Origin of the sequence: Streptomyces sp. A3M-1-3 (assembly GCF_024213665.1) — a bacterium.
Lineage (GTDB): Bacteria > Actinomycetota > Actinomycetes > Streptomycetales > Streptomycetaceae > Streptomyces.
Genome location: NZ_JANAVP010000037.1, coordinates 1 through 21,081 on the forward strand (window position 1 = coordinate 1; position 21,081 = coordinate 21,081).

The window sequence follows — 21,081 nt, forward strand, 5'->3', positions numbered from 1 at the left end:
CGCGTCGGCCGGAACCTCCTTGGCGGACTCCGGGAACCGGGCCTCCACCTCGAAGAACTTCAGCAGCATCGCAAAGCCCAGCCTGTTCGCCCCGGACTTGTTCCGCAGCTTCGCCGTGTCGTCTTCGAGCAGTGTCCAGACCTCGATGAGCTCTTCTGCTTCCCAGTCTTGCTGCACCTGCACTCCTTCGACCAGCCAGTTGGATCACCACATCGTGACGACCAGCCCGTAGAAGCGGAACGAGGGAATCCAAAACGACGTCAGATGGTTACTCAGCGTTACCTGTCGGGTGGCGGCAGCTATACGAGAACTGGGCCGTCTCTCAGAACTACTCATTTATGAGAATCACCGTGCGTGACGGCCGTCACGCACAGCTACATGTCTGTTCGCCGCAGCTGCACCTCCGATCAGGTGTCGCCGAGGCCGGCAGCACGGTCGCGTTCGGTCTCGGCTCGTGCGCGTTCCTCTGCCGTGAGCCGAGTGCCGAGGTATCCGTTTTCGACGAGCGTGGCGAGGGTGTCCATGATGACTCGGGCACCGAGCTGAGACGTGGTGTCGGCAACATCGTAGGGCGGGGAGATCTCGACAAGGTCCATGCCGACCAGCCCCTCCTGGGCAACCATGCGCACGGCTTTGAGCGCTTCGCGCGGCGACATGCCGCCGGGCTCAGGTGTGCCGGTTCCGGGGGCGTAGCCAGGGTCGACGACGTCGATGTCGAAGGAGAGGTAGACGGCATCGGCGTCTTTCCAGGCGATCTCCAGTGCGATCTCCATAGCGTGGTCGATTCCGAGCTCCTCGACGTCGAACATGCTGATGACCGTGGTATCGCGCTCTGCGGCGACCTGGACGCCGGAGTGGTTGCCGATCCAGCCGCCGATGCCGATCTGGACCAGGTTCGACGGTGGCACGTTCGGCAGGTCAGTGGCGTGGGACCAGTGGGTGGTGTGCATCCGCTCGTCCATCGTCGTGATGGCTGTGTCGATGTGCCGGTCGAAGTGGACGATGCCCAGTCGGCCCTCGATGTGCTGGGCGAGGGCCTTGGCGTCGGGATATCCGATGCTGTGATCGCCTCCGATGATCACAGGGAATGCACCCGCGTCGAGGATATGGGACACGCCGAGGCTGACCTGGTCGAAGGTCTTCTCGATGTTGGCGGGGATGACGAAGATGTCCCCGGCGTCGCCGATGGCGATCTCTTCAAGCAGGTCCATGCCGAGGTCGGGGCTGTAGGAGTCGTAGAGGGCCGAGATGCGGCGGACGGCCTGCGGGCCGAAGCGGGCTCCGGACCGGTAGGTGGTGCCCATATCGAACGGTGCCCCCACCACGGCGACGTTGTAACGCCCGATATCGCGGATGTTCTCCACGTAGGGGGACTTCAGGAAGGTGTTCATGCCCGCGAACATCGGATCGAGAGCGCGGGAGAACAGCGAGATGTTGCGGTCATTGATCGACAGCGCCGCCTCAAGGCCAAGATCCAGGCTCCGCTCGATGAGTTTACGGCGTTTCACCTCGGGCACGTCCTGCAACCGCCGCCTGGCACGCATCCCGGACAGGCTCTTGCGCACCGACTCGGAGTTCTCGCCCTCCATCGCTGGTTTCGGGGGATTGGGGCGCATCGGATTGCGGTGATGACGCTCGTTGCGCGGAGTATTGCCAGCCATGTCGACGTCCTTCCGGAAGGCACGAGTGCCCCAACGGGGACCAACCATGACCGTGAACCCTGGCCGCGCCCACGTGGACACATCGCCTGCAAACTGCGGCCTCACACCATCTCTATGGTGCTCTCAGAAGTGTTTGGCTGCTACCGGGCCAAACTGCGTTACCAGGCCGCCGCTGTCGAAGGGCCCTGCCCTGCTTCCGGCCGATGCCGAGGAAGGGCGTCCCGCCGCGGCCGGAAGCAGGGCACCAAGGGTGTCGAGAAGGCACCGCTTCACGTCCACCGTCCACGACGTGCGTGCGACCACCAATCCCCCTACAAGATGGGCGCGCCGCCGCAGGTCAGCGCGCGAGCCACCTCTCTCCAGGGAAGGCACCGACGGCGCCGACGCCGTGGTCGAGCTGGTAGTCGAGGTTCATCGCCGCGGTGATGAGCGCGAGGTGGCTGAACGCCTGTGGGAAGTTGCCCAGTTGCTCCCCCGTCGGGCCGATCTCCTCGGCATACAGGCCCAGGTGGTTGCCGTAGGTGAGCATCTTCTCGAAGGTCAGCCGAGCTTCGTCCAGCCGACCCGAGCGGGCCAGAGCGTCGACGTACCAGAACGTGCACATCGAGAAGGTGCCCTCCTCACCGCGCAGGCCGCTCACGCAAGACGAAGATCAAGAAGAGGAGGACCTACTACACCGCCGTTGTGGAGGGCCATGCCAACTGGGACGCCAAGGCCAACGTGGACTACGACAACAAGCTGGCCGCCAACGTCGAAGTCGCCGTCTCCTCCGGCAGCAACTGGAAGATCCAAGGCTCTGTCAACCTCGGCTCTTCCACCGGCCATTCCACCGGCTACACCAACAGGGGCCCGTACTTCGCCAAGCAGTGGCGCGTGCCGATCGAATACAAAATGGTCAGGGTAACCTGGATTTGCGGCCCCGGGGTCGCTGTGCACTATGAGATCATCGCGGGTAAATACGACGCGTCAAATGGAAGGGCGACGGGGCTCTACGGCAAGGACGTCAGGCACAAGGACGGCTACAGCGCTTACATAAAGTCGCCAGTGAAGAACCGCGCCTACGTCACGGCCGGTAGCTACTTCCAGATCTCCAAGGGGCGCAGCGTCAAGTGGTCCGCAGCCGTCACCGCCTACGGCATCTCCCTTGGCGCCTCCACCCAATACGACCGCGAGCACAAGCAGCGCATCACAGCCGGAACCCAGAACGCGAGGCACGACATCTGGGGCCATAAGGGTCCCGTTTCGGAGAAGCCCGGTGTCTTCTACTCCTACTAGGGTCGCCGCACTACTGGCCATGGTCCTGCTGGCCGCCTGCACCTCCGAAGGAGGGCAGGCGGCCCCCGCCAAGGGCCAAGCCCTCGCAGGCGGTCAGCAATCGAACGGAGTGGTCGGCAGCGAGCACGCCAAAGTCGGCCAGACCTGGTGGTTCGCCCTGCCCGTGCCGTACAACACGTCCAGCAGTCCCATCGAGATCACCAACGTCGAACTGGTCGACGTACCCAAGGGAATCACCGTGCTCGACTATGGCGCCTACTCCAGCGAGGACACCGAGGGCGTCGCCCTGCTTGTCGTTGAAGGGGACAAATACACGCCGCGCTTCCACAAGCTCAAGAATCACGCCGCTGACGGAGTGGTGGTCCCGGCCGGCAAAGAGAGCGACATCTACTACCTGGCCAAGATGAAGATCATCGATCCCCCGAAGGGCGCCGCCCGCTACTGCCGGTTCGACTACCGGCAAGCAGGCAAGGAATACACTCAGACGCTGGACTGCGAAGTCGAGCTGACAACCGAATAGTCGAGAGACCTGTGGCGAACTCTCGTCCATCACAAGTCCTCGTCCTGACGACCCCGATCCCCTCGCAGCAGCATGCGGCCGCGAGGGGATCGGCCTCTCCTGCACGGATCGGGCATCGCTTCCGTTCTCGCCACGGAGTGGATGCGCAACGGCCTCACCGCATGCCTCCTGGTTGACATCGGCAGTCCGCTGACCCGCGGCTGAGTCACGGGGCGGGGAACATCAGAACAGGGCGATCGGCTCGGCCACCGGGGCCACCGCGGCGGTCTCGGGCAACTCGTCCTGGTACGCAGTGGCGTCAACCGCGGGCACCCGCGCCATGCTGCCCGCGCACAGCACCAGGGCACGGCGATTGCGCTTGTGGTCGTGCACGGACACCATGCCGAGCGCGCTCGTCGGCGCGCCGGCGTAGATGCCGCCGCACACCGGACACTCCACCCGCGGATACCTCGCCATGCTTCCTAGTCTCGTACAGAGCGGTGACACCCGTCAGGGCGTGGACAGACTCGGGACCGGCCGCTCACTCACCGGGTTCGGACTCGGCGGCGAAATGGACGCTGTGGCACCGGACTTGTGGCGGTGTCGACTACGTGGCGGCGTCCGGTTCGCCGGGCATCCACACGGCGGTGTCGTCGTACTCGGCGCGGGCCAGGGTGTTGCCCGCGGCGTCGAGCAGGTGCAGCACGTTGTTCGCGGCCTGGTCCTGCCAGTCGTAGCGGTGCCGGGCGGTGTTGCGGAAGCGGGTGCTGTCGGGGCTGGGCCGGCGGGGGTCGTCCTCGTACCACGCCTCGACCATCCACGACTTGAAGTCCGGCCGCAGCTGTGCCACCAGGTCGCGCAGCTCGCGGCGCGGCCGTGGGACCTGGTCGGCCTCGCGCAGGTACAGCGGGTCGTCACTGGAGGGGTGGTTCTGGTAGCGGATCACGGCGGCAACGGGGTGGACGAGTTCGCTCTCCCACGCCTCGCGCCGCTGGCGTCGTTGGTCGGCGACGGCCCGGCGGGCGGTCTGCGCGGCCTCGTCGCGCCGGTGGTCCTCCCACAGCTCGGCGGCTTCGGGCGGAAGCAGCACCGCGAGCGGGCGGCCGTGCCGGGTGATGACCGTGCCCTCGCCACGGGTGGCGGCTGCCAGCAGCTCCGTCAGATGTGCCCGCGTCTCGCGGACTCCGCTCTCCTGCACGGGAGTCATTGTGTACACATCTCGGCGGGCGGAACCGCCGCTACTGTGCAATCCGGGAGCGATACGGCGGCCGAGAAGCCAACGCCAAGCGGTTGCTACTCGTCCGCCGACTCCTGCGGGAGGTGGCGGGCCGCTGTCAGTGGCCGAACGCGTCTCGGCACAGTGCGGTCACGTCGGGCGCTGCCACACCATCGGACGCGGCGCACACGCTCCTCATGCCATAGGAGGGACGCGGCGGACTCGGCGGGGGCTGAGACCGGGATCGCTCGGGCTTCCGGCCTGGGGCCGGGGCCCGCCTGGGCGGGTCCGGTGGCACGTACCTCCGCCGCGGCGGTGATGCCGACCGGTCATCGCTCGGCCGGTGGGGCGCGACGGGCCTGGCCGCCTTCTGCTTCCTCGGCTTGGCGTCCGGCCCGGTCGCGGCGAGTTCGTCCCGGGCCGGGGGCTGCACGGGGGCCCACTCGACCGGTGCAGGCGACGGGTGCCCCGCCGGTGCCAGGCTCGGCGCCGGGGGTCGCACCGACGGGGCCACGGACATGCATCCCGTCGCGCCCAACGCGACAACGAGGAGGAGGGGCACGATCCGACGGTGCATGTGCCCACCCTGGCGCACGTCGCCGGCAGCCCGGGGTGGGCACGCGGCTGAACCACCGGCACGAGTGACTGTGCAGCCTGCCGGGGGTCGCCTCTTGCCCGTGGCCAGTCCGTGGGCAGCGGTCATTCCTGCCCCCGGCCCAGGTACTTCTGCAGACGACCGGCAATGCGGTCCCGGCGGTCTCGCACCTCCTGCTCCTGCTCAACGGCACGCTGCTCGGGTCGACGTCCGTGCCTCTCCTCGCGGGCCCTGGCCAGCGCCGCGGCGCGGCCCTCGTCGACGGCTCGGCGCTTCTCCACTGGTCCAGCCTCGACCTGCTCGGCCTCACGCCATTCCGGGACGTGGATGCCCCAACGGGCGTAGAGGGCCGCACGCTCCGCCGCGGCGGCCGCTCGCGCCGCATCCTGCTCGGCGAGCCGCCGCGCGCGTTCGGTGGCGGCCACCGCGGTCGTGCCGGGCTGCGGTTCGCCGGCGCGACGGTCGGCCTCCGCCCGCAAGCGGGCCAACTGCTCTGCGTCGGCCTCATCCCACGCACTTGCCAGGGCCGACACCCGAACCTGCGGAGCCGGCCGGTACCCGTGGGCGTCCTGGCGACGGTTGATCAGCCGCCACAGCCGCCACCCGGCCAACCGGCCCAGGTCGTCGACGTCCGCAATGTTGCTGGTCAGCGTTTCGAACACCTCGGCCGGCGTGGAGCGGCGCAAAGCGACGGCGATCGTCCGGACAAGGTCCGACCAGACCTGACGCGCACCAGCTGTCGAGCCGCTGTGCCACTGCCCAAGCTCGTCCCAGTGCCCCGAACGGAGAATCACTACCCGATGGCCGTCGCGTATAGAGGGGACGTTTCAGGTCCCCCCGAGAATCGGGCAGCGAAGCGGTCGGAAGCGTTCGACGGGGCCACCGCCATGGACGCCAGGGCAGGCCGGTCCGCCTCGTCCAGCCGCACGGCGCTGGACCTGATCTCGGCAGCCACAGCAGCGGCCTGACTGTCCGCCGGGTGCTGCCAGCGTGGCGCCCGGTTGAGTTCTGCAGACGTCCGGCTGTCCAGCTCGACGGCCATCGGCTCGTAGGCGAGCGTGAACGCGTCGGCCTCGGCGCTGAGCCGTCCGTACCGCGCGTCTTCGTGGCGGTCCTCTCCCGCCGGCAGATCCCAGACGTGGAGCGCGCGGGCCAGGTCCTCGGGGAGGTCGTGCGGGATCGCGTCCGCGGTCAGCACGAGGGCGTACGCCGCCTTGCGGCCCGGGGCCGGCTTCACCCGCTGCTCGGCCAGGCCGCGCCGCATCAACCGCTTGAGGTCAACCCAGAACGTCCCCTCGGCCAGGCCGTGCACGGCGGCGTAGCGCTCGGCGAGCGCCATGCCGCCGTCCGCGTCGTGATAGCCGCGGCGGCCGATGATCAACCCTGACCGGGCACCGATCCGCTGGTAGGAGAGAAACCGGCACATCCGCCGTTCCTCCTCGGGCAGCAGCCCGCGCACATGGGAAAGCGCAACCACCCGATACCAAAGCGTGCGGTTGACCTGGGGAAACCGCAGCACCGTCGGGGCGGCGGGGCTGTGGCCGGAAGATTGTTGAAAGCGGGATGAAATGGGCTGGTTGGATGCGGCGGCGTCATCGACAAGTGGACCAATAGACACACCGGTTGCAGGCAAGCCGGTGCCGCCACCGCGGCTCGCTGCTACGATGGCAACGCTCCTCGGTGCTATGAGGACGCACGAAGGCCCCCGCTCGTCGGCCTAGGAAACCGGCACTGGCGGCGGCTGAGTGCTTTTTCTGTGGACCCGGAGTCTCAGCGGTTGGATGGCGATCCGGTAGGGCTGAGACCCGGGGCGGCTTGCGCAGAACCAGTCCGGTTAGGAAGTCCGGAACGAGTTCACGCAGTTTGGGGCCGGGGCACCGGTTTCCCGATCATCCCCGTCGCCACCGCGGTGCTGTCCGACAACAAGCTGCTCGCCTGGTCTGCGTACGCCCCCAACCGTTTCGGCAGCAGCAACGGACACATGCGGATCAGCAACACGGGCACGACATGTTCTGCCCGGCATCGCGATCCTCACCGACGGCCGGGTCCTCGTCACGGGCGGCAGCGACGCCGAACGCGCCCGGAGCGCTCGGAGCCAGCCATCGCCGCGCTGTTCGGCGGCGATCCAGCGGTGGGCCCGCGCGCCGACAGCCGGTCCACGGCCTGCACGACGGTGTCGCACGCTGTCCCAGGCGGCCGACGCCCACCGCGCGATCGAGGCCCGCTCGGTTGCGGGTAAGGCCCTGCTCATCCCGTGATCGGCGAGGGTATGCGCCCCGCGCTGCCTGGGACGGCTGCCAGGTGGGACCGCGGTCGCGGTTCAAGCCCGGGGACGGGCCCTTCTTCACATCCCGCGCGCCCCTTCGCACGCGCTGGACGTGAGGCGGCAGGCGCGGTCTGCCCAGCGGTCGGTCTCCCCAGGACGGCGGGAAGCCGAGTACTCCCGCGGTGGCAGAGCCGCGTGTCGTACCGGAACCTTGCCGGCCCGCCGGGGTGCTTCAACAGTCGGATCCGAGCATCTCAGGTGACGGCGTTCTGACATCTCGCTTGCGCCTGGCGCCTCTCAAGTGGGCACGGCACGCAGGAACTCGTGGACAACCTCGATGCTGCCGACAATATGAGAGTTGAAGTCATCGAGCTCTTCAGCCGGAACCCACAGTTCAAGGATGGTGCGCCCGTCGGCCTGCTGGACGGGATACCGGGCCACAAAGGCGGACTCGACCTCGAAGCGAGTGACGAAGCCGGCCCCGTCGTGCTTCACGTTCCAGTCCCTCGCGATCTTGATCGCGTAGTCCTCGTTGAGGACCGGGTAGAAGATCGGCTGCTCCGGCAGACGGGGAGGCCAGGCACGCCACTGCAACTCCCGGACCAGGGCCAGCTCCTTGGGGCCGGTGGGACGCCAAAGGGTTGTCGTTGCACGCGGGCTGGTCATGAGTCTCGCCCCCTGGACTCGCGGAGTTGTCGATACGGCTGGTCAGAGGGCTGGACGATACCGGCACCGCGAACTGCCGGGCAGGCAATTCTGGCTATTGCCACCGAGACCGGCCCGTCCGCACCGGCCCCTTCACATGCGGTACCCCGTGTCTGCCGGCCAGAGGCCTCACCGGCCCGAAAACACCGAGCGCCGGGACGCCGGCTGGGGTAGCGTCGGCGCCCATGCCCCCTCCCCGCAACCGCCCTGCCTACGATGCCGACGAGCGGACCCAGCTGACCGGCTGGCTCGACATGCAGCGCGCGATCATCCGTTGGAAATGCGAAGGGTTGTCCGACACGGATGCCCATCGGCCCGTCCTTCCGCCGTCGCCCCGGATGACCATGGCCGGTGTCGTCTCCCACATGCGCTGGGTCGAGAACACCTGGTTCGAGGTCATCCTGCTGGGCCGACCGGCCAACGGGCCTCAATTCGAGGACGGGCCCGAGGATGCGGAGATGATGGTCGAAGGCATCCCGCTCGCCCAGCTCCTCCAGGAGTACGACCGGCAATGTGCGGTGTCGAACCAGATCATCGCCGCGCATTCACTGGATGACGTGGGCCGGCACCCGGACTTCGGTGCTTCTTCCGCGACCCTGCGGTGGATCATGCTCCACATGATCGAGGAAACCGCCCGGCATGCCGGCCACGTGGATGCCATCCGAGAACTTCTCGACGGCGAAACGGGCTATTACTGACCCGCCTCGGACCAGACGACTACGCGGTGTGATGACGCGTCAGAACGCTCGGACATCCCCGTGATCCCGTCGGCCGCTGCGCCACGGCGTGGCGGTCGGTCGAGCTGCCCAGGGGCCAGGCATGGCGGCGAAGACCGGTCGTGCACGCTCACTGCCGGCCCCCATCAGAGCGACCGCCCCGGCTGCGGGCGCAGCCGTGCCGGCCGGTCGCGGCGCTGTTATGCGGCGCCCCGGAACTGCAGCCGCAGGTAGGCGTCGAACACGCGGGCGCCGAGCAGTCGGCGGGTGTGTACGAGGGCCTTGGCGGCGGGGGTGACCACGTAGCGGGTACGGGGCCTTGGGGTGGTGACGGCGCGTTCGATGACCTTGGCGACCGCCTCCGGCGGGGCGGACAGCATCGTGGACTTGTAGGAGTCGGCCATCTGCTGGTCGGCGGCGGTGTTGAGGGCGGCGTAGGGGCCTGCCGGGGCGGCCGATCCGGCGAGGGTGTGGGCGGCGGTGTCGCCGAACGCGGTGCGGATCAGGCCGGGTTCGATGAGGCTGACCTTGATACCGAAGGGGGCCGCCTCGAAGCGGAGCGCGTCGGTGAGGGCCTCCACGGCGTACTTGCTGGCGTGGTAGTAGCCGCCGGCGGGGAAGACGAGCCGGCCGCCCATGGAGCCGATGTTGACGATGCGCCCCCGCCCGGCGGCTCGCATGCCCGGCAGTACGAGCTGTGTCATGCGGGCCAGCCCGAACACATTGGTCTCGAACTGGCGGCGCACGCCGTCCAGGCCGGTTTCCTCAATGGTGCCGTACTCGCCGTAGCCGGCGTTGTTGACCAGCGCGCCGACGCAGCCGTGCTCCGCCTCGACCGCCTCGACGGCTTCGCGCATGGACTTCTCGTCGGTGACGTCCAGCGCGAGGAGGCGGGCACCGGACTCGGCGAGGCCGGCCATGGCTTCGGTGCGGCGGGCGGTGGCGTAGACGGTGAGTTCCGGGCGGCGGGCCAGCCGCATCGCTGCGGCCCGGCCGATGCCTGATGACGTTCCGGTGATCAGGACTGCGGTGGTCATGATGGCTCCTGGGTGGTGGGGTGCGGGTGGTTGAGGCCGGCGACGAGCAGGGCCACGCCGTGCCGCAGCCGTCGGGCCGGGGCATCGGGGTCGGACAGGTCGGTCTCCAGGCCGCGGGTGAAGGCGAGGAGGAGTTCGGCGAATTCGGCCGCGTCGACGCCCGGGCGGGCCGCGCCGACCGCCTCGGCGAGCAGGTCGCGCATGGCGGTGTTGTAGGCGCCGATCAGCTCTGCGGACAACCGGGCGTCCTCGCCCAGCAGTTCAGCGGCGTGCGCGGGGCTGTCCCGCCACAAGGACAGCGCCAGGCCCAGCTTGGCCTCCAAGGCGGCGCTCAGCCGGTCGCCGAGCCCTCCCGGGGACTCCAGCGCGGTGCGCGCGCCTGCCAGTGCCGTGTCCAGCAGCCGGCCGGCCAGCCGGCGGAAGGCGTCCTCCTTGTTGCGTACGTACTGGTACACGGCCGGGCGGGACATACCAGCTGCCCGGGCGATGTCGTCCATCGTCGTGCGCCGCACCCCGTGCCGGGTGAAGCACACGTATGCCGCGTCCAGGATCGGCCCGATCCGCTCGTCATCCAACATGCTGACAATTTTTGCACAGAACGTCAGTACGTCAAGGCTACGTTCTCCGCATCCGGTGCAGCCACATCCCGGCGCCTGATGTTGTGTGCGCGAGCACCATCGCTGCGGGCGGTGGCTTCTTCCTAGGCTCGGTTCCTGTCGATCACGGGGAGTGTGTCCGCGACAGCCGAGGCTGCGGACGCCGTGTCGGAGCGGAGGTCTGTGGATGAGTTTGGACAAGGTTGTCGTCGATGCGGTCGAGGCGGTGGCCGATGTCCCCGAAGGGGCATCAGTCGCGGTGGGAGGGTTCGGGCTGTGCGGCATCCCGAGCGCCCTGATTCACGCGCTGCTGGAGAGAGGCGTCGGCGGTCTGCGCATGGTGTCGAACAACTGCGGCGTGGACGACTGGGGGCTCGGCCTGCTCCTCCGCGAATCCAGGATCGCGCGGATGACCAGCTCCTATGTGGGCGAGAACAAGGAGTTCGCCCGGCAGTACCTCGCCGGTGAGCTCGAGGTGGAGTTGGTGCCGCAGGGCACATTGGCGGAGCGGCTTCGGGCCGGCGGCGCGGGCATACCCGGCTTCTACACCCCGGCCGGTGTCGGCACTCAGGTCGCCGAGGGCGGGCTGCCCTGGCGGTATGACGCGGACGGGCAGGTCGCGCTCTCCTCACCGCCGAAGGAGACACGCGTCTTCGGCGACCGCGAGTATCTCCTCGAGGAGAGCATCACCACGGACTTCGCCCTCGTCCGGGCGGCGGTCGCCGACCGGCACGGCAACCTGGTCTTCCATTCCTCGGCCCGCAACTTCAATCCGCTGGCGGCGATGGCCGGACGGATCACCGTGGTCGAGGCGGAAGAGGTGGTGGAGCCCGGGGAACTCGACCCCGACCGGATTCATCTGCCCGGAGTCTTCGTACAGCGAGTGGTCCCGGTCGCGGCCGGTGACCCCGCGGCCGACAAGCGTATCGAGCGGCGTACGGTTCGGCCGCGTCAGGAAGAGGGCGTCTGAGATGACTCTGACCCGTGAACAGATGGCTGTCCGCGCTGCCCGGGAACTGACGGACGGTTCGTATGTGAATCTGGGTATCGGCCTTCCCACGCTGATCCCCAACCATCTGCCGGAAGGGGTCGACGTCGTCCTCCAGTCGGAGAACGGCATCCTGGGGACAGGGCCGTACCCCTACGACGACGGCGTCGATCCCGACCTGATCAATGCCGGCAAGGAAACGGTGACGGTCGGACCGGGAGCCTCGTACTTCGACTCCGCGCTCTCCTTCGGCATGATCCGCGGCGGGCACATCGACGTCGCGATCCTCGGTGCCATGCAGGTCTCGGCCTGCGGAGACCTGGCCAATTGGATGATCCCCGGCAAGATGGTCAAGGGGATGGGCGGGGCCATGGACCTGGTCCACGGTGCGCGGCGGGTCATTGTGCTGATGGAGCACACGGCCCGGGACGGCTCCCCCAAGCTGGTCGAGGAGTGCACTCTGCCGCTCACCGGCTGGGGAGTGGTGCAGCGGGTGATCACCGATCTGGCGGTGATCGACATCACCCCCGACGGGCTGCTGCTGCGTGAGGTCGCGCCCGGCGTGGATGCGGCCCAGGTGCGCGCGGCAACCGACCCGGATCTGCAGGTGGCGGACGATCTCGCGGTCATGGCCGGCGTCTGACGCGCGACAACCGAATTCACCCGGAGCGGCGCCCCACCCAGTGGGGCGCCGCTCCGCTGTGCGTACGGCGCCCGAGTCGTCGTGTGTGGCGACGGGAGCTATATGAACGCTGCGCATTGTGGTCAAGCCACACATGGGAGTGTGCGACGTGTGTCACGTACGTTTCCAGCCATGACAAGCGGAATCACTTCTGGTTTCGGCGGGCCTCTGCCCGTCGCCGGCGCGGTCGACCTGACGGGGCGCACCGCCCTGGTGACCGGCGCCGGCAGCGGCATCGGGCGGGCCTGCGCGGTGGCGCTGGCCGCCGCCGGAGCCCTGGTGCACGTCGTGGACATCGACGGCGAGGCGGCCAAGGCCGTTGCGGAGGGCATCAACGGCCGCGCCCATGTGGTGGACCTCGCCGACCCGGACGGGATCCGGAATCTGCCGGCGGATGTCGATGTTCTGGTCAACAATGCCGGGCTGCAGCATGTGGCTCCCCTCCACGACTTTCCCCTGGATCGATTTGAGCTGATCCAGAAGGTGATGGTCACCGCACCGTTCCTGCTGCTGCAGCACACGCTGCCGCACATGTACGAGCGTGGCTGGGGCCGTATCGTGAACGTCTCCAGCGTTCACGGGCTGCGGGCCAGCGCCTTCAAGGCCGCGTACGTCGCCGCGAAGCACGCCCTTGAAGGGCTCAGCAAGGTCGCCGCGCTTGAGGGCGCCTCGCAGGGAGTGACCAGTAACTGCATCAATCCCGGCTACGTACGCACTCCCCTGGTCGAACAGCAGATCGATGCCCAGGCGGCCGCACACGGCATCACGCCGGACCAGGTCGTGGCGGACGTGATGCTGGGCCGGTCGGCGATCAAGCGTCTGATCGAACCGGAGGAAGTCGCCGCCGTGGCGGTTTGGCTCTGTGGCCCGCACACCGGCTACATCACCGGTGCCTCGCTCCCCATGGACGGCGGCTGGACCGCCGGCTGAGAAAATCTCCATCCGCACCTAGTGAAAAGTGGTGGTCCCCGCCATGGCAACCCAGCCCACCAGAGGCGGCATCGGCCGCGTCATCAGTGCCAGCCTCATCGGCACGACCATCGAGTGGTACGACTTCTTCCTCTACGGCTCCGCTGCCGCGCTCGTCTTCAACCAGCTCTTCTTCCCCAGCAGCGACCCGCTGGTCGGCACCCTGCTCGCGTTCCTCACGTACGCGATCGGCTTCGCCGCCCGGCCTCTGGGCGGCATCGTCTTCGGCCACTTCGGCGACAAGATCGGCCGTAAGAAGCTCCTGGTGTTCAGCCTCCTGCTGATGGGCGGCGCGACCTTTGCCATGGGTCTGCTCCCCACCCACGCCACGATCGGAGTCGGCGCTCCGATCCTGCTCACCGTGCTGCGCCTGATCCAGGGCTTCGCACTCGGCGGCGAGTGGGGCGGCGCCGTCCTGCTCGTCTCCGAGCACGGTGACGACAAGAACCGCGGATTCTGGGCGTCCTGGCCCCAGGCCGGCGCACCGGGCGGCAATCTGCTCGCCACCGGCGTACTGGCCCTCCTCGCCGCAGTCCAGTCCGACGAGGCGTTCCTCGCCTGGGGCTGGCGCATCCCCTTCCTGCTCTCCGGAGTCCTGGTGGTCATCGGCCTGTGGATCCGGGTGTCGGTCTCGGAGTCCCCGGTCTTCCTCGAAGCCCAGGCTCAGGCGGCCGCACAGGCCAAGGACGGCGTCAAGGAGCAGCTGCCGGTCGTCGAGGTCTTCCGCAAGAGCTGGCGCGGGGTGCTCACCGCCATCGGCACCCGGTTCGGTGAGAACATCTCGTACTACATCCTCACCGCCTTCCTGCTGGTCTACGTCACCGTGCACCTGGAACTGCCCAAGAGCGACGCACTGAACGCCGTGCTCATCGGCTCCGCCGTGCACTTCGTCACCATCCCGCTGTGGGGGGCGCTCTCGGACCGGATCGGCCGCCGCGCGGTCACCCTGATCGGATCGGTCGGCATGGCGGGCTGGGCGTTCGCGTTCTTCGCCCTGCTGGACTCCAAGTCCTTCCCCGTGATCGCCACCGCGGTCACCGTCGGTCTGCTCTTCCACGGTGCGATGTACGGCCCGCAGGCGGCCTTCATCTCCGAGATGTTCGACACCAAGGTCCGCTACTCCGGCGCCTCGATGGGCTCCCAGGTGGCCTCCATCATCGGCGGCGCCCTCGCCCCGATCATCGCGGTGGAGCTGCTCAAGGACTACGGCTCCTCCGTGCCGGTTTCGGTCTACCTCTCCTTCGCGGCGCTGGTCACCACCGTGACCGTGCTGGTTGCCAAGGAGACCCGCGGCCGGAGTCTGGCCGAGCCGGTAACGGCCGCCGCGGTGCCCGCCCAGGACCAGGGGCGGCACGACGCTGCGCCCGTCGGCCGCTGAACCCCGTCCCGCCCGTCGTACCGTGCATAGGGGACGGTACGACGGGCGGGTACGGATGGGCGGGACACGCCTAAGGCCCCACACCACGGAGGTGATCGCCGTATGCTCACTCGTGTGACAGCCCCGGGTGGCGAGCAGGCATGGGGTGCCCTGCAGAACCTTCTCGATCTTCTGGCCCAGGGTGCGCCGGCCGAGCACTTCGCCCGCCCCTACGCCGCCGCCCGTGCCGCCAACGCCCCACAGGCCGAGCTGGCCGCCGTCGAGGCGGCCACCGAGGTCGCCCTGCGGATCCGGCGGACGCTCAGCCAGCACCGCAGGCGCGAATCCGAGCTGACCGCCCTGTTCGACACCGCCGGCGACCTCGCCGCGCTCAGTGACCTGGACGCGGTGCTGCGGGCGATCGCCCACCGGGCCAGACAGCTGCTCGGCACCGACGTCACCTACCTGTCCCTCAACGACGAGGCCGTCGGCGACACGTACATGAGGGTGACCGACGGGTCGGTCTCCGCCGCCTTCCAGCAACTGCGCCTCGGCATGGGCGAAGGGCTGGGCGGTCTGGTGGCCCAGACCGCCCGCCCGTACGCCACCGATGACTATCCGAGCGACCCCCGCTTCCAGCACACCACCCCCATCGACAGCGCCGTTGGGGAGGAGGGTCTACGGGCCATCCTGGGGGTGCCCCTGCGCCTGGGCGCCCGCGTCATCGGTGTCCTCTATGCCGCCGACCGGACACCGCGGGAGTTCACGCCGGACGAGGTGGCGTTGCTCTCCTCGCTGGCGGACCATGCGGCCATCGCCATCGACAGTGCCAGGCTGCTGGAGGAAACCAGGGCCGCGCTGGTCGACCTCAACGCCGCCTCGCAGACCATCCGTACGCACAACGACGCCATGCGCCGCGCCGAGGAGGCTCACGACCGTCTTACGGACCTGGTGCTGCGAGGAGGCGACGTCGCCGACGTGGCCGCCGCGATCGGCGCCCTGCTGGACGGCGGAACCCTGATCCACGACGCCGACGGAGCCGAACTCGCCCGGGCCGCAGGGGCCGAACCTCAGGCGCCGCCCGCCCAGGCCGTGGCTGCCTCCCGCGCGAGCGGGCGGGCAGTCCCGCTGAACGGCATCTGGGTGTGCGCGGTACTCGCCGGCCCCGAACTGCTGGGCAGCATCTGTCTGACCGGGCGGCCGGACCTGGGCGACTCCGATCGCAGGCTCTTCGAGCGGGCCGGCCTCATCACCGCGCTGCTCCTGCTGCTGCGCCGCTCCGTCGCCGAGGCCGAGGACCGTGTCCGCGGAGAGCTACTGGGAGACCTGCTCTCCACGACGGGCGACCCCGCCGGCCTCGCCGCCAGGGCCCGCCGGCTCGGCGTGAACCTGAACCGGCCGCACGCGGTGTTCGTGGCGGCCTGCGAGCCCGCCTCCCGGCAACGGCTGCTCAGCGCGGCGGCACGCAGCGCCCGTGGGCGAAAGGGCCTGGCAGGGCTGTACCACGATCACGTGGTGCTGCTGGCGCCGTCCGACAGTGCCAGCTCATGCGCCCGCACGCTGGCCGCCGAACTGGGCCGGACGCTCGGATTCCCGGTCACCGTCGGAGCCGCCGGCTCGGTCACGGGTGCGGCGGACATCTCCGGCGCCTACGCGGAAGCGGACCGCTGTCTGTCGGCCCTGAGCGCGCTGGGCCACTTCGGGCAGGGCGCGGCCCTGCCGGATCTCGGCTTCCTCGGTGTGCTCCTCGGCGATCAGAACGACCTGGCCGGCTATGTGCAGCACACCCTGGGGCAGGTGCTGGAGTACGACGCGAAGCGCGGGACCGACCTGGTGCACACCATGCGCGTGTACTTCGCCGTCGGCATGAGCCAGGCCAAGGCCAGGGAAGCCCTGCACATTCACGTCAACACGGTGGTGCAGCGCCTCGAGCGCATCGGCCGTCTGCTCGGCAGTGACTGGCAGAGTCCCGAGCGCGCCCTGGAACTCCAACTTGCCCTGCGCATCCTTCAGGTGTCGCCGCCGGGCGACGAGCGAACCTAGGGGGTGTCCGCGCCGAGGTGAACACAAGCGCAGGTCCGGAGCGAGTTGGGCACCGTGCGAAGGTGCCTGAAACCGGGCGAGACGCAGGGCCTACAGTGTCCGGATGTCCGACGATGCATTCCCTCTGGGAGCCGACGCGGCCGGGATCGGGTCACGCATCCTGCGCCTGCGCACCCAGAAAGGCGCGACCCAGACCCACCTTGCCGGAGATGCGTTCACCCGCGCCTACGTGTCGTCGATCGAGGGCGGCAAGCGCACCCCGTCCCCGCGCGCCAGCGCCTACTTCGCCGGCCGTCTCGGCGTCACCCTGGAGGACCTCTGCTACCGGTACGAACCGGGCCGGCGACAGGCGCTGCGGGACGCGATCGCCGAAGCCCGGCTCGCCCTGTCCCGGGGCGACGTGGCTCAGGCGTCCGAGACGTACTCCGACGTGATCTCCGCCGCCGATCTCCACCAGGATCCGGAATTCGGCGCCGCCGGCCGCTGCGGGCTGGGGTTTCTCGCCCGGCATCAAGGGGATCCCGACCGCGCGCTCGACGCGTTCGCCCAGGCCGAAGCCCTGCTGACCGGACAACCCCTGAGCAGCCGGTTGCAGGCAGTGATGGGCAGGATGGGGGCTCTGTTCGCCAGCGGGGCGATCAATGACGCGCTCGCGCTGGCGGAGGACCACCTACGGGAAGCCCGGCGGACCGGACAGACCGCGGCGGAGTTCGCGCTCCGCGCCGCAACCGTGCTTCCGCACGTCGAGCGGGGCGACCTCGATCAGGCGGCTGCCTCCGCCGACGCGGCACTGGAGATCGCCTCGCACGTAAGAGATCCCGAGATTCTCGCGCAGGGCTACTACCACATCAACCGGGTACTGGCCGCGCAGGCGCGGTACGACGAAGCGGAGCAGGTGCTGACCCGGGCAGTCGCCCTGTACGAGCACCTCAGGCTGCGCACCGAGGTCGGCATGTGCCACTTCGCTCGCGGCTTCCTCTCCGCCCGCCGGGAGGATCTCGCGGAAGCCGAGGACAGGCTCCGCCTCGCCGCGTCCATCCTTGCCGAGACGCGCGCACTGCCCCGTCTGGTCAATGCCAGAGCCGAACTCGCGGAGGTGCTGCGGCGGCTGGGGCGCACCGCCGAGGCGGCCGAACTCGTGGACGACTGCCGCGCACTCGCGCTGGAGTACCGCGATCCCGAGCAGGCCGCCGAACTGGACCGCATCGACGCCCGGATCGCCGCTGACGTCGGGGATGACACCGCGGCCGAGCGCCTGTTCCGCGCCGCGCTCGACCGCTACGAGCACGTCGGTGCCGTCCTCGAGGTCGCCCTGACGTGCCGCCTCTTCGGCGACCGACTGATCAAGTGGGGGCGCACGCAGGAAGCAGCGGAGATCTATCGGCGAGGCCTGACCGGGCTGGAGCGTCCGTAGGAGTCGACCGGCGCGCACCCGATGGGCTGCCCGTAAGAACGTCCAAGGATCCTGAGTGCACGTGCTGCTGACGCTTCGTCACCACTGAAACATCAGCACCGCCCACCCCCTTGACGGCCGGATTCCCCGCCCTCACACTCCCTGACAAGCGGGGTAACAGCATCCGTAACGTGTGTTGACAGCGCCTGGCGCCATTGTCTCCTGCGCGGTGCGGCAAGCGGGCCGCCGGTCGCTGTTGCCCCGCCCCATCCCCTGTCATCGACAGGGGATGAGGCAAGTCGCCGCCGGTGATCCCGACGGCGCGCACCACTGAGCAGCCCGTACGTGTCCGCAATCCGGTCAACGAAAGGTCTGGTCACACCACATGAGACCCAGCACCCGCCGTATCGGCGCACTGATTCCCGCTGTACTGCTCGTGGGAGGCTTGCAGCTCGCCGGCTCGCCCGCCCAGGGTGCGTCGGCGCCCCTGGGGGACCTGCGTCTCGCCTCGGCGGACGCGGCGATCGCCGACAGCTGGATCGTCGTCCTCAACAGCGGTGCGAAGTCCACGCCGGATTCGGTGGCGAGGGAGCTGGCGAGCCGGCACGCCGGCCGGCTCTCACACGTCTACCGCACCGCCGTGAAGGGCTTCTCCGTACGGATGACGGAGGCACGGGCCCGGAAGGTCGCGGCGGACCCGCGGGTCGCCTACGTCGAGCAGGACTCGAAGGTGGCCGTCACCGACACCCAGTCGAACGCCACCTGGGGCATCGACCGGATCGATCAGCGCAACCTGCCGCTGAGCGGCACGTACACGTACAACACGACCGCCTCCAACGTGAGCGTCTATGTCATCGACACCGGGCTGCGCACCTCGCACAGCGAGTTCGGCGGCCGGGCGTCCATCGGCACCGACACCGTCGGGGACGGCCAGAACGGAAATGATTGTCATGGACATGGCACACATGTCGGCGCTACGGCGGCCGGCGCGACCTATGGCGTCGCCAAGGGCGCCAAGGTGGTCGGAGTCCGGGTCCTCAACTGCGACGGATCCGGCAGCAACTCCGGCGTCATCGCGGGCGTCGACTGGGTGACGTCCAACGCCGTGAAGCCGGCTGTCGCCAACATGAGCCTGGGCGGCGGCGCCAACACCAGCCTCGACAACGCGGTCAGGAACTCCATCGCGTCCGGCGTCAGCTACTCCATCGCGGCTGGCAACGGCAACATCTTCGGCTTCCCCGAGAAGGCCTGCAACGTCTCCCCTGCCCGCGTCACCGAAGCCATCACGGTCGGCGCGACCGACAGCTCCGACAAGCGTGCCTCCTTCTCCAACTACGGCACCTGCCTGGACCTGTTCGCCCCCGGCGTGAACATCACCTCCGCCTGGAAGGACAGCGACACCGCCACCAAGACCATCAGCGGCACCTCGATGGCGGCACCGCACACCGCCGGCGCCGCAGCCCTCCACCTGGCCGCCAACCCGAGCGCCACACCCGCCCAGGTCCGCGACGCCCTCGTCAACAACGCCACCAGCGGCGTCGTTCAGGACCCCAAGACCGGATCCCCGAACAAGCTCCTCTACACCCTGTTCTGATCTCCGCGGCCGGACGGGGCGCCGCGCTCTCGCGCCTGTGACCCCGTCCGGCCGACCGCCCCTCAAGTCCGCCCGAACTCCATCTCCCTCGCGCCACTTCGGGCACCCCCACACACTCCCCACCCAGGAGAACCCATGCGACTTCGCCCACGCGGCGGTCGGTCCGCGACGCTCGCGGTCCTGCTGGCGCTCGCGCTCGCGGCGCCGCTCACCGCATCCGCCACGGCCTCTCCGCCGGCCCGGCCGTCCACGGCCACCGCCGACGAGGACATCCGGCAGTACGAGATCCACGGCCCCTCAAGTGCCGCCGACCGTACGGCGCTCGCCGCGACCGGCGTCTCCATCGACGAGGCGGACGCCCATGCGGTGGTCGTCAGCGCCGATACCGCCCAGGCGAGGAAACTGCGGCGGCTCGGCTACGTACTCGAGGAGCTCCCCGGGCCCCCGGCCCGCACGAACGGCCAGGGCGTCGGGACCCTCGACTTCCCGTCCGCGGACTCCAAGTACCACAACTACGCCGAGATGAACGCGGAGATCGACCAGCGGATCGCGGCGTACCCGAGCATCATGAGCAAGCAGGTGATCGGCAAGTCGTACGAAGGCCGGGACATCGTCGCGATCAAGATCAGCGACAACGTGGCCACTGACGAGAACGAGCCCGAGGTGCTGTTCACCCACCAGCAGCACGCCCGCGAGCACCTCACCGTCGAAATGGCGCTGTATCTGCTGCGCGAGTTCGGCGAGGACTACGCGACGGACTCACGTGTCGCGGACGCCGTCAACAGCCGGGAGATCTGGATCATCCCGAGCCTCAACCCGGACGGCAGCGAGTACGACATCGCCACCGGCTCCTACCGCAGCTGGCGCAAGAACCGCCAGCCCAACGCCGGTTCCAGCTACGTCGGTACGGACATGAACCGCAACTGGGACTACAAGTGGGGCTGCTGCGGCGGTTCCTCCGGCAGCACCAGCTCGGACACCTACCGCGGGAAGTCGCCGGAGTCCGCCCCCGAGGTCAAGGTCGTCGCCGACTTCGTGCGCAGCCGCATCATCGGCGGCAAGCAGCAGATCAAGGCCGGCATCGACTTCCACACCTACAGCGAACTGGTGCTGTGGCCGTACGGATACACCTCCGCCGACACCGCGCCGGGCCTGACCCAGGACGACCGCGACGCCTTCGCGACCGTCGGCCAGAAGATGGCCGCGAGCAACGGATACAAGGCCGAGCAGTCGAGTGACCTCTACATCACGGACGGATCGATCGACGACTATCTGTGGGGCGCGCAGAAGATCTTCGGTTACACCTTCGAGATGTACCCGAAGAGCGCCTTCAGCGGCGGTTTCTATCCGCCGGACGAGGTGATAGAGCGCGAGACCAGCCGCAACCGGGACGCGGTGCTGCAACTGATCGAGAACGCGGACTGCATGTACCGCTCCATCGGCAAGGAAGCCCAGTACTGCTGAGCCGCCGCCGTCCGCGGACTCCCTC

20 protein-coding genes and 1 pseudogene are annotated in these 21,081 nt (G+C 68.9%); 11 read left to right on the plus strand and 10 right to left on the minus strand.

The window, feature by feature from the left end; translation table 11 throughout:
• From NLX86_RS35200 to NLX86_RS30075, 3 genes and pseudogenes are all read right to left on the minus strand, one after another.
• The coding region (locus tag NLX86_RS35200; RefSeq protein WP_374213995.1) for a DUF4158 domain-containing protein at positions 1-183 on the minus strand (183 nt) is incomplete at its 3' end.
• Between the two features lie 224 nt (positions 184-407).
• Positions 408-1,661, minus strand: a complete 1,254-nt coding sequence (gene speB / locus NLX86_RS30070) for an agmatinase (RefSeq protein ID WP_254374972.1) — start codon at positions 1,659-1,661, stop codon at positions 408-410.
• Positions 1,662-1,998: 337 nt separating this feature from the next.
• A pseudogene (locus NLX86_RS30075) lies at positions 1,999-2,295 on the minus strand (glycoside hydrolase family 15 protein); the annotation flags it as partial.
• Between the two features lie 50 nt (positions 2,296-2,345).
• Here NLX86_RS30075 and NLX86_RS30080 point away from each other — a divergent pair.
• Both NLX86_RS30080 and NLX86_RS30085 read left to right on the plus strand, forming a co-directional pair.
• Positions 2,346-2,936 (plus strand): hypothetical protein, encoded by a 591-nt coding sequence (locus NLX86_RS30080; RefSeq protein WP_254374973.1) that lies wholly within the window; start codon positions 2,346-2,348, stop codon positions 2,934-2,936.
• Positions 2,937-2,955: 19 nt separating this feature from the next.
• A complete protein-coding gene (locus NLX86_RS30085) occupies positions 2,956-3,456 on the plus strand; it encodes a hypothetical protein (protein WP_254374974.1) in 501 nt (166 codons plus the stop codon).
• Positions 3,457-3,678: 222 nt separating this feature from the next.
• Here NLX86_RS30085 and NLX86_RS30090 read toward each other — a convergent pair whose 3' ends face one another.
• The 5 genes from NLX86_RS30090 to NLX86_RS30110 form a co-directional block, all read right to left on the minus strand.
• A complete protein-coding gene (locus NLX86_RS30090) occupies positions 3,679-3,912 on the minus strand; it encodes a hypothetical protein (RefSeq protein WP_254374975.1) in 234 nt (77 codons plus the stop codon).
• A 130-nt stretch (positions 3,913-4,042) separates the two neighbouring features.
• Positions 4,043-4,633: a type II toxin-antitoxin system prevent-host-death family antitoxin gene (locus NLX86_RS30095; RefSeq protein WP_254374976.1), complete on the minus strand. Its 591-nt coding sequence runs from the start codon at positions 4,631-4,633 to the stop codon at positions 4,043-4,045.
• Positions 4,634-5,350: 717 nt separating this feature from the next.
• Positions 5,351-6,040 (minus strand): hypothetical protein, encoded by a 690-nt coding sequence (locus NLX86_RS30100; RefSeq protein ID WP_254374977.1) that lies wholly within the window; start codon positions 6,038-6,040, stop codon positions 5,351-5,353.
• Positions 6,040-6,723, minus strand: coding sequence for a hypothetical protein (locus tag NLX86_RS30105; RefSeq protein ID WP_254374978.1), 684 nt, complete (start codon positions 6,721-6,723; stop codon positions 6,040-6,042). The genes NLX86_RS30100 and NLX86_RS30105 overlap by 1 nt, the downstream gene beginning before the upstream one ends.
• Positions 6,724-7,809: 1,086 nt before the next feature.
• Complete coding sequence (locus tag NLX86_RS30110; protein ID WP_254374979.1) at positions 7,810-8,178, minus strand: hypothetical protein; 369 nt, start codon at positions 8,176-8,178, stop codon at positions 7,810-7,812.
• Between the two features lie 224 nt (positions 8,179-8,402).
• On the opposite strand from NLX86_RS30110, the gene NLX86_RS30115 reads away from it, so the two are divergent.
• Positions 8,403-8,915, plus strand: a complete 513-nt coding sequence (locus tag NLX86_RS30115; RefSeq protein ID WP_254374980.1) for a DinB family protein — start codon at positions 8,403-8,405, stop codon at positions 8,913-8,915.
• Between the two features lie 218 nt (positions 8,916-9,133).
• Here NLX86_RS30115 and NLX86_RS30120 read toward each other — a convergent pair whose 3' ends face one another.
• Both NLX86_RS30120 and NLX86_RS30125 read right to left on the minus strand, forming a co-directional pair.
• Positions 9,134-9,970 carry an oxidoreductase gene (locus tag NLX86_RS30120; RefSeq protein WP_254374981.1) on the minus strand — a complete coding sequence of 279 codons (837 nt, stop codon included), beginning with the start codon at positions 9,968-9,970 and terminating at the stop codon, positions 9,134-9,136.
• The gene (locus tag NLX86_RS30125) at positions 9,967-10,548 is read right to left on the minus strand and encodes a TetR/AcrR family transcriptional regulator (protein WP_254374982.1); all 582 of its coding nucleotides are present in this window, start codon (positions 10,546-10,548) and stop codon (positions 9,967-9,969) included. Before NLX86_RS30125 ends, NLX86_RS30120 begins: the two co-directional genes overlap by 4 nt.
• Before the next feature lie 205 nt (positions 10,549-10,753).
• On the opposite strand from NLX86_RS30125, the gene NLX86_RS30130 reads away from it, so the two are divergent.
• The 8 genes from NLX86_RS30130 (at position 10,754) to NLX86_RS30165 (ending at position 21,056) form a co-directional block, all read left to right on the plus strand.
• Positions 10,754-11,536, plus strand: coding sequence for a CoA transferase subunit A (locus NLX86_RS30130; protein ID WP_254374983.1), 783 nt, complete (start codon positions 10,754-10,756; stop codon positions 11,534-11,536).
• Between the two features lies 1 nt (position 11,537).
• Positions 11,538-12,197 (plus strand): CoA transferase subunit B, encoded by a 660-nt coding sequence (locus tag NLX86_RS30135; RefSeq protein WP_254374984.1) that lies wholly within the window; start codon positions 11,538-11,540, stop codon positions 12,195-12,197.
• Positions 12,198-12,368: 171 nt separating this feature from the next.
• The gene (locus NLX86_RS30140; RefSeq protein WP_254374985.1) at positions 12,369-13,166 is read left to right on the plus strand and encodes a 3-hydroxybutyrate dehydrogenase; all 798 of its coding nucleotides are present in this window, start codon (positions 12,369-12,371) and stop codon (positions 13,164-13,166) included.
• A 43-nt stretch (positions 13,167-13,209) separates the two neighbouring features.
• Positions 13,210-14,583 carry an MFS transporter gene (locus tag NLX86_RS30145; protein ID WP_254374986.1) on the plus strand — a complete coding sequence of 458 codons (1,374 nt, stop codon included), beginning with the start codon at positions 13,210-13,212 and terminating at the stop codon, positions 14,581-14,583.
• Between the two features lie 102 nt (positions 14,584-14,685).
• On the plus strand, positions 14,686-16,605 hold the full coding sequence (locus NLX86_RS30150) for a GAF domain-containing protein (protein ID WP_254374987.1): 1,920 nt from the start codon (positions 14,686-14,688) through the stop codon (positions 16,603-16,605).
• Between the two features lie 103 nt (positions 16,606-16,708).
• Positions 16,709-18,019, plus strand: a complete 1,311-nt coding sequence (locus tag NLX86_RS30155) for a hypothetical protein (protein ID WP_254374988.1) — start codon at positions 16,709-16,711, stop codon at positions 18,017-18,019.
• 364 nt (positions 18,020-18,383) lie between these two features.
• Positions 18,384-19,592, plus strand: a complete 1,209-nt coding sequence (locus NLX86_RS30160) for a S8 family peptidase (RefSeq protein ID WP_254374989.1) — start codon at positions 18,384-18,386, stop codon at positions 19,590-19,592.
• A 135-nt stretch (positions 19,593-19,727) separates the two neighbouring features.
• Positions 19,728-21,056 carry a M14 family metallopeptidase gene (locus tag NLX86_RS30165; RefSeq protein WP_254374990.1) on the plus strand — a complete coding sequence of 443 codons (1,329 nt, stop codon included), beginning with the start codon at positions 19,728-19,730 and terminating at the stop codon, positions 21,054-21,056.
• Positions 21,057-21,081: the final 25 nt, after the last annotated feature.